The sequence below is a fragment of the Achromobacter denitrificans NBRC 15125 genome, assembly GCF_001571365.1.
GTDB lineage: Bacteria > Pseudomonadota > Gammaproteobacteria > Burkholderiales > Burkholderiaceae_B > Achromobacter > Achromobacter denitrificans.
The window spans coordinates 1-12,792 of record NZ_BCTQ01000057.1 but is presented as its reverse complement, the minus strand read 5'-3'; the positions used below and the strand labels follow the sequence as shown (position 1 = coordinate 12,792).

12 protein-coding genes and 1 tRNA gene are annotated in these 12,792 nt (G+C 68.1%); 9 read left to right on the top strand and 4 right to left on the bottom strand.

Going from position 1 to position 12,792, the window contains the following annotated elements; translation table 11 throughout:
- The first annotated feature begins 28 nt into the window (after nt 1-28).
- Nucleotides 29-994, top strand: a complete 966-nt coding sequence (ispB, locus tag ADE01S_RS28640) for an octaprenyl diphosphate synthase (RefSeq protein ID WP_062685158.1) — start codon at nt 29-31, stop codon at nt 992-994.
- Between the two features lie 86 nt (nt 995-1,080).
- A tRNA-Pro gene (locus ADE01S_RS28635) sits at nt 1,081-1,157 on the top strand.
- A 166-nt stretch (nt 1,158-1,323) separates the two neighbouring features.
- Here ADE01S_RS28635 and ADE01S_RS28630 read toward each other — a convergent pair.
- The 3 genes from ADE01S_RS28630 to ADE01S_RS28620 form a co-directional block, all read right to left on the bottom strand.
- Nucleotides 1,324-2,172, bottom strand: coding sequence for a fumarylacetoacetate hydrolase family protein (locus tag ADE01S_RS28630; RefSeq protein WP_062685157.1), 849 nt, complete (start codon nt 2,170-2,172; stop codon nt 1,324-1,326).
- A gap of 76 nt (nt 2,173-2,248) precedes the next feature.
- A complete protein-coding gene (locus ADE01S_RS28625; RefSeq protein ID WP_062685156.1) occupies nt 2,249-3,211 on the bottom strand; it encodes a Bug family tripartite tricarboxylate transporter substrate binding protein in 963 nt (320 codons plus the stop codon).
- Nucleotides 3,212-3,272: 61 nt separating this feature from the next.
- Nucleotides 3,273-4,067 carry a GntR family transcriptional regulator gene (locus tag ADE01S_RS28620; RefSeq protein ID WP_062685155.1) on the bottom strand — a complete coding sequence of 265 codons (795 nt, stop codon included), beginning with the start codon at nt 4,065-4,067 and terminating at the stop codon, nt 3,273-3,275.
- A gap of 137 nt (nt 4,068-4,204) precedes the next feature.
- Here ADE01S_RS28620 and ADE01S_RS28615 point away from each other — a divergent pair, with 137 nt between their 5' ends.
- From ADE01S_RS28615 to ADE01S_RS28590, 6 genes are all read left to right on the top strand, one after another.
- On the top strand, nt 4,205-5,398 hold the full coding sequence (locus tag ADE01S_RS28615; protein WP_075873465.1) for a CaiB/BaiF CoA transferase family protein: 1,194 nt from the start codon (nt 4,205-4,207) through the stop codon (nt 5,396-5,398).
- On the top strand, nt 5,395-6,192 hold the full coding sequence (locus ADE01S_RS28610) for an enoyl-CoA hydratase/isomerase family protein (RefSeq protein ID WP_062685154.1): 798 nt from the start codon (nt 5,395-5,397) through the stop codon (nt 6,190-6,192). The genes ADE01S_RS28615 and ADE01S_RS28610 overlap by 4 nt, the downstream gene beginning before the upstream one ends.
- A gap of 25 nt (nt 6,193-6,217) precedes the next feature.
- On the top strand, nt 6,218-7,159 hold the full coding sequence (locus ADE01S_RS28605) for a hydroxymethylglutaryl-CoA lyase (RefSeq protein ID WP_062685153.1): 942 nt from the start codon (nt 6,218-6,220) through the stop codon (nt 7,157-7,159).
- A gap of 69 nt (nt 7,160-7,228) precedes the next feature.
- Complete coding sequence (locus tag ADE01S_RS28600) at nt 7,229-8,386, top strand: acyl-CoA dehydrogenase family protein (protein ID WP_370511541.1); 1,158 nt, start codon at nt 7,229-7,231, stop codon at nt 8,384-8,386.
- A gap of 27 nt (nt 8,387-8,413) precedes the next feature.
- Nucleotides 8,414-9,793 carry an MmgE/PrpD family protein gene (locus ADE01S_RS28595; RefSeq protein WP_062685151.1) on the top strand — a complete coding sequence of 460 codons (1,380 nt, stop codon included), beginning with the start codon at nt 8,414-8,416 and terminating at the stop codon, nt 9,791-9,793.
- Nucleotides 9,794-9,796: 3 nt separating this feature from the next.
- Nucleotides 9,797-11,296: a class I adenylate-forming enzyme family protein gene (locus ADE01S_RS28590; RefSeq protein WP_075873466.1), complete on the top strand. Its 1,500-nt coding sequence runs from the start codon at nt 9,797-9,799 to the stop codon at nt 11,294-11,296.
- Between the two features lie 38 nt (nt 11,297-11,334).
- Here ADE01S_RS28590 and ADE01S_RS28585 read toward each other — a convergent pair whose 3' ends face one another.
- Entirely contained in the window at nt 11,335-12,297 is a 963-nt protein-coding gene (locus ADE01S_RS28585) for a Bug family tripartite tricarboxylate transporter substrate binding protein (RefSeq protein ID WP_062685150.1), read from the bottom strand.
- A 156-nt stretch (nt 12,298-12,453) separates the two neighbouring features.
- On the opposite strand from ADE01S_RS28585, the gene ADE01S_RS31870 reads away from it, so the two are divergent.
- The gene (locus ADE01S_RS31870; protein ID WP_165695659.1) at nt 12,454-12,597 is read left to right on the top strand and encodes a hypothetical protein; all 144 of its coding nucleotides are present in this window, start codon (nt 12,454-12,456) and stop codon (nt 12,595-12,597) included.
- Nucleotides 12,598-12,792: the final 195 nt, after the last annotated feature.

Sequence of the window (12,792 nt, the reverse complement as noted above, 5' to 3'; positions counted from 1 at the left end):
TCGGCTCGTTTCACACTCCGGATACGTCTTGAATCTCCCCGCGCTTATTGCCCCCATTGCTGACGATATGAAAGCCGTCGATGCGGTTATCCGCGAGCGGCTGAATTCCGACGTCGTCCTGATCCGCACGATCGGCGACTACATCATCGGGGCGGGCGGCAAGCGCATGCGCCCGGCGATGGTGCTGATGGTGGCGCGGGCCCTGGGATACGAGGGGACGCATCACCAGCTGCTGGCCGCCGTGGTGGAGTTCATTCATACGGCCACGCTGCTGCATGACGACGTGGTGGACGAGTCCGACCTGCGCCGCGGCCGTGAAACCGCCAACGCCGTCTTCGGCAACGCGGCCAGCGTGCTGGTCGGCGACTACCTGTATTCCCGTTCGTTCGAGATGATGGTCGAGGCCGACTCGATGCGCGTCATGAGCATCCTGTCCGAGGCCACGACCGTGATCGCCGAAGGCGAGGTGCTGCAACTGCTGAACGTGCACGACCCGGACGTCTCGCAAGAGCGCTACCTCCAGGTGGTGCGCTACAAGACCGCCAAGCTGTTCGAGGCCGCCGCCCAGGTCGGCGCCGTGCTGGCCGGCGCCACGCCCGAGCAGGAAGCCGCCGCCGCGGCCTACGGCCGTCACGTCGGCACGGCCTTCCAACTGGTCGACGACGTGCTGGACTATAGCGGCGACGCCGCCGCGCTGGGCAAGAACGTGGGCGACGACCTGCGCGAGGGCAAGCCCACGCTGCCGCTCATCCGCGTGATGGAAGTGGGCACGCCGGAACAACAGCAGCTGATCCGCGACGCGATCAAGACGGGCGACGCCGACTTCGCCGCCGTCGCGGCCGCCATCCAGGCAACGGATGCCCTGGAACACGCCCGCCAGGCCGCGGTCGCCGAGGCCGATCTGGCCCGCGAAGCACTTTCTGGCTACCCCATTTCCCCTTTTCTAAATTCTCTGTTAGAATTCTGCGCTTTCGCGGTGAATAGAGATCGTTGAGCAAAATCAGCGGGATCGGAAGCCAAGAGAAATAGAAAGCCAGCCAAGCCGTACTGAGCACGGCAACGCTGTAGAGTAGTAAAGATCGGGGCGTAGCTCAGCCTGGTAGAGTACTGCGTTCGGGACGCAGGAGTCGGAGGTTCGAATCCTCTCGCCCCGACCACTTCATGTGGTCGAATTCGTGAAGGTGTTTCCCGACGCCTTTGGCTGAAAGCCGGTATCGCGCAAGCGCTGCCGGCTTTTTTGCATTCGGGCTTTGCATTCGGGCTTTGCATTCGCGCCCCGCGCCAGCAGGGCGGGCGCCCTGCTGGGTCCTGGCCGGATGTCGCCTAGCGTTCGAAGGGAACCACGCGCTGGCGCTGGGCGCCCAACCCTTGCACACCCAGCGTCATGACGTCGCCCGCGCGCAGGAACACGGGCGGCTTCATGCCCAGGCCGACGCCCGGCGGGGTGCCGGTGATGATGACGTCGCCCGGCAGCAGCGTCATGAAGCGGCTGACGTAGCTCACGATGGTTTTCACGCCGAAGATCATCGTGCGGGTGTTGCCGGTCTGCATGCGCTGGCCGTTGACGTCCAGCCACAGGTCCAGCGACTGCGGATCGGGCACCTCGTCGGGCGTCACCAGCCACGGCCCGATGGGGCCGAAGGTGTCGCAACCCTTGCCTTTGTCCCAGGTGCCGCCGCGGTCCATCTGGAACTCGCGTTCGCTTACGTCGTTGACCACGCAATAGCCCGCCACGTAGTCCAGCGCGTCCGCCTCGTCCACGTAGCGCGCGCGCTCGCCGATGACGATGCCCAGTTCCACTTCCCAGTCGGATTTCTGCGATCCTTCGGGCAGCATGACGGGATCGTCCGGCCCCTGGATGCAGGAGGTGGCCTTCATGAAGATGACCGGTTCCTTCGGCACCGGCGCGCCGACCTCGGCCGCGTGGTCGAAATAGTTCAGGCCGATGGCGACGAACTTGCCCACGCCGGCCACCGGGCAGCCCAGGCGAGGCTCGCCCGCCACCTGCGGCAGCGTGGCGGCGTCGTGCCGCGCCAGCGCCGCGATCGCGTCGCGCCCCAGCTGCGCGCCGCCGATGTCGGGCACCAGGCCCGAAAGATCGCGCAGCACGCCGTCCGCGTCGATCAGGCCGGGCTTTTCCTGCCCCGGCGGGCCGAATCTCACCAATTTCATGCTTCTTTCCTCATTGCTGCGTGGTCAAAAAACGTGAGGGGCGGCCCGGCGTTCACGGCCGGCCGCCGTTCCCCTGTCAGTCCAACTTTACGTTGGCGGTCTTGATCGTGTCGCCCCAGCGGACGATCTCGTCCTTGATATAGGTGGTCGTTTCATCCGGCGTGCTGAGCAGCACTTCGGCGCCCAGCGCGGCCAGTTGTTCCTGCACGGCCGGCTTCTTCAGCGCAAGTTGCATGGCCTTGTTCAGCTTGTCGATCACGGGCGCGGGCGTTCCGCTGGGCACCAGCAGCGCCGCCCAGGTCTGCGCGTCGAATCCCGGCACGCCGGCGCGGTCCATGGTGGGGATGTCGGGCAGCGCCTTCGATCCGTTGCGGCTGCCCACGGCGAAGACCTTGAGCGCGCCTTTCTGGACATGCGGCATGATGGCCGGTCCCGATTCGAACATCATCGTCACGTCGCCCGACATCAGCCCGGTCAGCGCGGCGGCCGCGCCGCGGTATGGCACGTGCATGATGTTCAGGTCCGCCTGGCGCTTGAACATCTCCATGGTCAGGTGATTGGTCAGCCCCGTGCCGCCCGAACCGTAGTTGAGCTGGCCCGGGTGCTTCTTGACGTACTCGATCAGTTCCTTGAGGTTGTTGGCCGGAAAATCCGCCCGCGTGACCAGGAACTGCGGCACCACCACCACCATCGCCACCGGCGTGAAGTCCTTCAGCGTGTCGTACGGCAACTTGGCATACAGGCCCGGATTGATCGCCAGCGGTCCGCTGGAGGCCATCAGCAGGGTGTAGCCGTCGGCCTCGGAGCGCTTGGCGCCCTCCATGCCGATGATGCCGCCGGCGCCGCCGCGGTTGTCGACGAAAAATGCCTGGCCCAGCGTCTCCGTCAATTGCTGGCCTATGGTGCGGGCGAGCACGTCGGTGGTCTGGCCGGCAGGGAAGGGCACGATGATCTTCACGCCCCGGTCCGGGTAGTCGGCCCGGGCCGGGGCGTTCAGCAGGGCGCCCATGCATAACAGCGCTGCGAGTACTCGTTTCATGGATTGTCTCCTCCATCATTTTTTTCGAGCACGCCGCAAGCCCGCCTAGCGGGGAATCAGTTCATGGCTCCTCTCCACGTTCCCATTCGGTCTGCAGCTTGAAGCGGTCGGCAATGTAGAAATTTTCGGAAACCGTCAGCAGACGGTCTTGAGGGTCTACGTAAGCGCGCAGCATCCGCAGGGCGGGACTGCCGCTCTCCAGGCCGAGCTGAAACAGTGCGTTTTCAGGCATCAGCGTGGCTTCAATCTGCTGGCGGATCCGGTGGATCTCCTGACCGTAGTCGTCCTGCAGCATCTTGTAGATGCTGGGATGATTGCCATGCAGTTTTTCTTTGATCTTCTCGAACTCCGGACGCAGATAGACGCGCGTGTACGAGATCACCCGGCCGTCCTCGACCAGGCAGCGGTTGGTGTGCAGCACCAGCCACTTCGAACCGGCCTCGCAGCGCAGCGACTCGGCCATGGCCTCGTCGGCAACCGCGACGGTTTCTCCAAAGACCTCCAGCCGCGTCTGGTCCGTGTAGGCGAGGATGTCTTTCATCGAGCCCAGGCCCGCCACATAGCTGGGCCGGGCGACGCCGGGCTGGGCCGACGTCACCACCGTGCCGATGCTCGGATAGCGCACGATCATGCCGATGTCGACCAGCCGCCTGGTGGCTTCCCGCACGGTATGGCGACTGACGCCGAACGTGGCGCTCAGTTGGGCCTCGGTGGGCAGGAGGGAGCCCACCGGATACGTCCCGGACACGATGTCATTGAGCAGGCTCTGGTGCAGCCAGGCGTAACGCGGCTGTGTCTTGCTCCGCGGCGTGGCGCGCGTGGGCTTGGCCAGCGGCGTGCCGTCATTCTTGGGCATGCGATGTACCTTACGGTCAAAAAAGTTTCTGAAAACAATGTACGCACATTTAATTCCACTGTAAAGTGATTAATGTACGTACATTATCAAAAAAGGTTTGAGCCCTATTCGAGGGTGCATCGGACGGAGACAAATCCATGCAACACACGAGTGCAGCCGACCAGGACGAGCAGGCCACCCGCCCCTTCGAGGGCTTGGTGGTCGTCGAACTGGGTCATAGCGTGGCCGCCCCTTTTGCCGGACAGATTTTCGGTGAATTGGGCGCCACGGTCATCAAGGTCGAGAAACACGACGGCGACGCCGCCCGCGCCTGGGGGCCTCCGTTCCAGGAAGGGGCGGCCACGCTCTTCCAGACCCTGAACCGCAACAAGCAGTCCGTGGTCTGCGATCTGCGGGACCCGGCGCAGACCGACGCCCTCAAGCGCCTGATCGCCGACCGCGCCGACGTCGTCCTGCAGAACCTGCGGCCCGGCCAGGTCGAGGCGCTGGGCCTGGACGGCGCCGCGCTGCTGGCGCTCAGGCCTTCCCTCATCTATTGCAATATGGGCGCCTTCGGCCGCGTGGGTCCCCTGCGGCATCGGCCCGGCTACGATCCGCTGATGCAGGCCTTTGGCGGCATCATGAGCACCACCGGCGAAGCCGGCCGGCCCTCGGTGCGCGTGGGCGCCTCCATCGTGGACATGGGCACCGGCATGTGGGCGGTGATCGGCGTGCTGGCCGCCCTCTGGCAGCGCCAGGCCGGCGGCCAGGGGCGCGTGGTGGACGTGTCGCTCTTCGAGACGGCGGCCACCTGGGTGTCGCTGATCGCCTCGCAGGTGCTGGCTTCCGGCGAGGCCCCGCCGCGCTACGGCTCGGGCACGGCCAGCATCGTGCCCTACAAGGGCTATGCCACCTCCGACGGCGAAATCGTGGTGGCGGCCGGCAACGACGGCCTGTTCCGCATCCTGGCGCGCTCGGTCGGGCACCCCGAATGGGCCGACGATCCGCGCTTTGCCGACAACCCCAGCCGCGTGCGCCACCAGGCAGAGCTCTACGGCATGCTCGACGCCATCTTCGCCCTGCGCCCCACCGCCTTCTGGCTGGAGCAGCTGGAAGCCGCCGGCCTGCCTTGCTCGCCCGTGAACGATATGAACCAGATGCTCGCGCATCCGCAAACCGAGGCCCTGGGCCTGGTGCAGCGCGTGCCCGGCACGGCGATGGACTTCATCGGCCTGCCGGTGAGCTTCGACGGCCAACGGCCCCGGCCCCGCGTCCGCCCGCCCGCGCTGGGCGAACACACCGAAACGCTGCTCGGCCCGCTCGCAACCCCGACCCCGGAGATCCAGGAATGAACCTTCCCGATTACGAAACCGTGTCCGCCCGGATGGCCGACGAGCACGTGCTGCTCGTCACGCTGAACCGTCCGCAGGTGGGCAACGCCATCAATACCCAGATGGGCCGCGACCTGCTCGACCTCTGGAACCGGCTGACCGAGGACGCGGGCCCGGCGCGCTGCATCGTGCTGACCGGCGCCGGCGAACGCATCTTCTGCGGCGGCGGCGATCTCAAGGAACGCAACGGGATGAGCCGCGAAACCTGGCAGCGCCAGCACGAATTGTTCGAGCGCATGTACTGGACCCTGGTGGACTTGCCGCTGCCCGTCATCGCCGCCGTGAACGGCCATGCCTACGCCGGCGGCCTGGAGATGGCGCTGTCCTGCGACTTCATCTATGCCAGCCGCGAGGCGCGCTTCGCGCTCACTGAGGTGACGCTGGGCATCATGCCCGGGGCTGGCGGCACGCAGAACCTGCCGCGGGCGGTGGGCGAGCGCCGCGCCAAGGAAATCCTGATGACCGGCCGGCCCTTCGACGCCGCGCAGGCGCTGGAATGGGGCGTGGCCAACGCGCTGCACGATCCCCGGGACGTGCTGCCGGCGGCGCTGGCCACGGCCGGCGCCATCGCCGCCAATGCGCCCTTGTCGGTGCGGCAGATCAAGAAGTCGGTGCGCTATGGCGGCCAGATGGAGCTGCGCACGGCCTTCCGCTTCGAGATCGAAGCCTACAACCACCTGGTCGACACCGACGACCGCCGCGAAGGCGTGCTCGCCTTCAACGAGAAGCGCAAGCCGGCCTTCAAGGGCCGCTGACGCCGAAAACAAGAGGAGAACAAACATGGCAAGAGATGTCATCCTGCGCGAAGTGGGCCTGCGCGACGGCCTGCAGAGCGTCGCCACTTTCGTGGAAACGGCCGACAAGCTGGACTGGATACGCCGCGAGGCGGCCGCCGGCGTGGCGGAGATCGAAGTCACTTCCTACGTGCCGCCCAAGCTGCTGCCGCAATTCGTCGACGCCGAGGCGGTGACCACGGAATCGCTGCGCATCCCGGGGCTGACCGTGGCCGCGCTGGTGCCCAATTCGCGTGGCGCGCAGCGCGGCCTGGAACTGGGCGTGCACAAAATCAACTTTGTGATGTCGGTCAGCGAAACGCACAACATGAAGAACGTGCGCCGCAGCCGTGAAGAGTCGCTGGCGGACTTCCGCAATATGGCCGGATTGGCGCGCGCGCAACCCGAGGCAACCCGGCCCGTGCTCTGCGGCGGGCTGGCGACGGCGCTGGGCTGCTCGTATGAAGGCGACGTGCCCGTGGCGGACGTCGTGCGCTACGCGGTGGCCTTGGCCGAGGCCGGCGCCGACGAGTTGATCATTCCCGACACGGTGGGCTACGCCAACCCGGCCCTGGTGCGCCGAGTCTTCAAGGCGGTGCTGGCCGAGGTCGGCGCGTTGCCGGTGGCGGCGCATTTCCACGACACCCGCGGCACCGGCCTGGCCAATCTCCTTGCCGCGCTGGATTGCGGCGTGCGCGCGTTCGACGCGTCGCTGGGCGGCCTGGGCGGTTGTCCTTTCGCGCCCGGCGCCACGGGCAACATCGTCATGGAGGATGCGGCCTACATGCTGGAGTCCATGGGCGTGGACACGGGCATCGACCTGGCGGCGCTGCTGGAGGTGCGCGAGGTGCTTCGGCGCGCCATCCCGGACGTGACGCTCCATGGCGGCCTGGCGCGCGCCGGCCTGCCCCGCGGCTTCACCCCGGCCAGCGCTCGGCTTGCCGCCTGATCCTCCACAACCTCATCTACCGGACCCATCATGGACACCATTTCGCCCAACAGCCTGGACAACCTCGCCATGCCCCTGGGGGAGGACTACGCCGACGTGCGCGACAGCGTGCGGCGTATCTGCGAACAATTCCCCGGCGAGTACTGGCGCCGCCTCGAAGAAGACGACCGCTATCCGGATGAATTCGTCCGCGCGCTCACCGAGTCGGGCTATCTCGCCGCCCTGATCCCCGAGGAATACGAAGGCAGCGGCATGCCCTTGCGAGCGGCCGCCGTCATCCTGGAGGAGATCCATGCGGCGGGCTGCAACGCCGGCGCCTGCCACGCGCAGATGTACACCATGGGCACGCTGCTGCGCCACGGCAGCGCCGAGCAGAAGGCCCGCTACCTGCCGGCCATCGCGCGCGGCGAACTGCGCCTGCAGGCCTTCGGCGTCACCGAACCCACCAGCGGCACCGACACCACGCGCCTGAAGACGCGCGCGGTGCGCGACGGCGACAGCTATGTCGTCAACGGCCAGAAGGTGTGGACGTCGCGCGCCCTGCAATCCGACCTGATGCTGCTGCTGGCCCGGACGACGCCTTACGACGAGGTGGGCAAGAAGAGCGAGGGCCTGTCCGTTTTCCTGGTCGATATTCGCGAGGCGCTGGGCAAGGGCATGGAGATCCGGCCGCTGAAGGCCATGATCAATCACAACACCACCGAAGTGTTCTTCGACAACCTGCGCATTCCCGCCGACAGCCTGATCGGCGAGGAAGGCAAGGGCTTTCGCTACATCCTGGACGGCATGAACGCCGAGCGCATCCTGGTGGCGTCGGAAGCGATCGGCGATGCGCGCTGGTTCATCCGCACGGCCGCCGCCTACGCCAGCGAGCGGCGCGTGTTCGACCGGCCCATCGGCCAGAACCAGGGCATCCAGTTTCCCATCGCGCGCGCCTATGCCGAGACGCAGGCCGCCGACCTCCTGCTGCGCAAGGCGGCCACCTTGTTCCAGGCGGGGCTGCCCTGCGGCGACGAGGCGAACATGGGCAAGATGCTGGCCTCCGAAGCGTCCTGGCACGCGGCCGAGGCCTGCCTGCAGACGCATGGCGGCTTCGGCTTCGCGCGTGAATACGACGTGGAGCGCAAGTGGCGCGAGACCCGGCTGCTGCAGATCGCGCCGATCTCGACCAATCTCATCCTCTCCTATATCGGCCAGCACATCCTCGGCATGCCGCGTTCGTTCTGAACCCGCGCCCTTCATAAGGAACCCACCATGACCGGACTCACCCAGGCGCTGGCCGCCTACGTCGCCCACCCCGAACTCGGCCCGCGCCGGGCGCAGGCCGAGAGCATCGCTCGCCAGGGCATGACCGACACGATCGCCGTGGCGTTGGCCGCCCGCGACGAAGCCGTGACCCGCATCGCGCTGGACTACGCCCGCGGCCAGGCCGGCCCCGCCGAGGGCGGCGCGCCGCTGTGGTTCGGCGGCGAGGCGCTGCCTCCCGCCCGGGCGGCCTTCGTCAATGGCGTGGCCAGCCATGCGCTGGATTACGACGACGTGGCGCTCTCGGGCCATCCCAGCGCGGCGCTCACCGCCGCCATCCTGGCGCAGGGGCATGCCCAGGGCGCTTCGGGCCGCGATTGCCTGCTGGCCTATATCGTGGGCTACGAGGTCTGGGCCGAGCTGGCCTCGCGCGAGCCCGACCCGTACCACATCAAGGGCTGGCATCCGACCGCGGTTTTCGGCACCGTGGCGGCCACCGCCGCGCTCGCCCGCCTGCGCGGTTTCGAGGCGCCGGTCGCGGCGCGAGCGCTGGCCATCGGCGCCAGCCTGGCCAGCGGCTTGGTCGCCAATTTCGGCACCATGACCAAGCCGCTGCACGCGGGCCGGGTGGCGGCGCAGGCCTTCGAAGCCGTGACGTTGGCGGGCCTGGGCCTGACCGCCGCGGACGACGCGCTGGAGCATCACGCGGGCTTCCTGGCCGCGCTGTCGCCGCGCGGGCAGGTCGACCGCGAACGCCCATACCGGCCCGGCGAGCCCCGCATCCTGGCCACCGGCCTGTCCATCAAGAAGTACCCGGTCTGCTACTCGGGCCACCGCATCATCGACGCCGTGATCGACATCGCGCGCGAGGCGGACCTGGATGCTACGCAGGTCGCCCGCGTCCGGGTCGGCATCGGGCGGGCGCAAGCGTCGATGCTGCGCAATGCGGCGCCGGTCACCGCGCTGGAGGCAAAGTTCAGCGCCCAGTTCGCGGTGGCGGCCGCGCTCCTGCGGCGCAAGGTGGGCCTGTCCGAACTGGACGACGCCTTCGTCAACGAGCCGGCCATGCGCGCCCTTTACGGCAAGGTGGAGATCGGGATCGTCGAAGCGCCCGACCCGGAGGATTCGGCCTTCTCGCGTTACGACACGGTAGACATCGATATGCGCGACGGGCGCGTCCTGCGCTCCGGCGAGGTCCGCTATCCCCGCGGCCACGCGCACCTGCCGTTGGCGGAGGCGGACCTTCGCGCCAAGTTCGAGGACTGCATGGCCGTCTGGCGCCGCCAGGCCGGAGGGGACACATCGTCGCTGCCGTCCGCCGGCGCGCTCTACGACCGGCTCGCGAGCCTGGCGCAGATCGACGACGTCCGCACCCTGTTCCGGGGCTGAGCCATGACGATCGCCGACACGATACCCTGGTCGCTGGAGCTGCATACGCTGGCCGGGCGCTTTCCGGACGGCGTGGCCGTCGACGACGGCCAGGGCCGGCTGACGTTCTCCGAACTGAACGCGCGGGCCCATGCCCTGGCGCGCGTGCTCGCCGAGGACGGCGCCGGCCCGGGCGCATGCGTGGGCATCTATTTGCCCAACGGCCGCGCGGCCGTCTGGGCCGATTACGGCGCCACCGTCGGCGGCGTGTGCCTGGTGCATCTGAACGCGGCCTACACGCGGGAGGAGATCCGCTGGAGCCAGCGCCTCACGCCGATGAGCCATATCGTCACCGACCGGGCGCATGCCGACACCGTGCGCGACCTGGGCGCCCGCCTCATCCTCTGCGAAGACATCGCGCCGCTGGCCGAGCCATCGGTGCTGCCGGCCGTTCCGGCGGGGGACTGGGGGCGCATCATTTTCTCGTCAGGCACCACGGGCAAACCCAAGGCGTTGGTGTACGACCAGGGAAGGCGCTGGCTGGCCGCGGTCATGCTGCGCGCCGTGCTGCCCTTTACTCCCGGGCCGGGCTCCCGCGTGTTGCTGATGACGCCCTACGTGCACGGCGCGTCCATGCAGGCCCGCGCCTGGATGGACTATGGCGGCACGGCCCTGCTGCTCAATGGGGTGGACCTGGAGGCGGCCGGGCAGGCGCTGCGCGGCGGCACGCTGGATGCGGTGTTCGCGCCGCCCACCGTGCTGGCCAAGCTGGCCGCGGCGTTCGAGGGCGAGCACTTTCCCGGCGTGCGCTGCGTGTTCACCGGCACGCAGACCCTGACCCCCGGGCTGTACGCCAAGGCGCGCGCGCTGTTCGGCCCGCGCGTGCGCGTGACCTACGGCAAGAGCGAGAACGTCAATCCGATCACGGTGCTGGATCCGGAGGCCACCGAAGCCTGCTTTGCCGCCGGCGACGGGGAGGGCGCGTGCCTGGGATGGCCGGCGCCCGGCGTGCAACTGCGCATCAATGCGCAAGACGAGATCGAGCTGCGCTCGCGCCACATGTACATCGGCCACGTCGACGAGGGCGGCTTTCATCCGCCCGATGCCGACGGCTGGCACCGTACCGGCGACCTGGGCCGCATCGACCCTCAGGGCCGATTGTGGCTGCTGGGCCGCATGGCCGACGTCATCAAGAGCGGCGGCTACAAGATCTATCCCGACGAGATCGAGGGGGCGCTGGCCGGCTTGCCGGGCTGCGGCGAGATCTGCGTGGTCGCGCTGCCGTCGGACTACTGGGGCGAGGTCATCGTAGCGGTGGCCGAGCGGGCCGGCGAGGGTTGGCGGCAGGCCGCGAGCCAGCGGGTCGCGGGATTGGCCCGCTACAAGCATCCGCGCGCGCACGTGGAGGTCGAGGCCCTGCCGCGCAACCCGCAGGGCAAGATCAGCCGCCGGGCGGTGCGCGACCTGGTGCTGTCGGCCTACGCCTTGCGCGACGGCCCCTATCCCGAGCTGCACGCGCGGTGAAGGCGGCGGGCGCCGGGGCGCCCGCGAACTGGCGCCCCTCAGTCGACCCGGGCGTTGGATGTCTTGACCGCCTGGCCCCAGACCGCGATCTCGCGCGAGATGAACTGGCGCGTATCGGCGGGGCTGTACGACACGGTTTCCGCGCCCAGCACGGCGAGCTTCTCTTGCAGTTCGGGGCGGCTCAGGGCCTTGCGCACGACGGCGTTGAGCTGGTCGACGATGGGCTTGGGCGTGCCCGCCGGCGCCAGCAGCGCGATCCAGGCCTGCGCCTCGTAGCCCGGCACGCCTTCGGCCGACACGGGCCTGGCCTGGGGAAAGGCGCGCGCGGGTTCGCGGCCGCCCACGGCCAGCACCTTGAGCACGCCGGACTGCACGTGCGGCATGATGGCCGGCCCCGCCTCGAACATCATGGCCACGTCGCCGCCGATCAGGCCGGTGAGCGCGGCCGCCGCGCCGCGGTAGGGAACGTGGGTGAGTTCGAGGCCGGCCTGGCTCTTGAACATTTCCATGGCCAGGTGATTGGTGAGCCCGCTGCCGCCCGAGCCGTAATTGAGCTGGCCCGGGCGTTGCTTCACGTACGCCTCCAGCTCGCGCACATTGTTGGCCGGGAAGTCGGCGCGCACCACCAGGAAGAGCGGCACCATGGCCACCAGCGCGACCGGCTCGTAGTCTTTTTCGACGTTGTAGGGCAGCTTGCTGTAGAGCCCCGGATTGATGGCGACGGGGCCGCTGGCCGTCATCAGCAGCGTGTAGCCGTCGGCCTCGGAGCGCTTGCCCGCCTCCATGCCGATGATGCCGCCGGCGCCGCCGCGGTTGTCGACGAAAAAGGATTGCCCCATGGCGTCGCCCAGCTCCTGGCCGATCGCGCGGGCGATCACGTCCGTGGTCTGTCCGGCCGGGTACGGCACGATGATCTTCACGGCGCGTTCCGGATAGGCGGCCTGCGCGGCCCCCATTCCGAGGCTGGCGCCCAGCAGCAATCCTGCAATCAATCCGCGCATGCTCAGTCTCCTCTGGTCGTTTTCAATGCCGGTATTTTTCTATATACGTACATAAACATAGCACCTGTATGGGTCTATGTACGTATATTGTTATGGTGCAATGCGGCAAACGTGGGGAGGCCGGGTAGGACGCATCATGAAATGAGCGGGCATGGCTTGGATAAGGACACCCTCGTGATCTTCACGTCCGGCCACGGCGAATGGCTGGGCGACCGCGGGCCGATTGGGGGCGGGGACGCAGGCCGCGAGTTCGCGCTGAACGAATGGGACGTGGCGGTATCGCGTTGCGGCGTGGAGTAGAAGCTGCGAACGGTGCGCGCACGCGACTGGGAGCTGACCATGGAATTGGGCAGCGGCGCGGGCTTGCCGACATGCTCGCAAGCCGGCCTGCCGATCAACTGCCGGCGCGCGTGGCGGCGTCCGGCATTGCCTGAGCGCGTTGCGGCCTACAACAGTGCGTTGGTCAGTTCGGGCACGACCTGGAACAGATCGCCG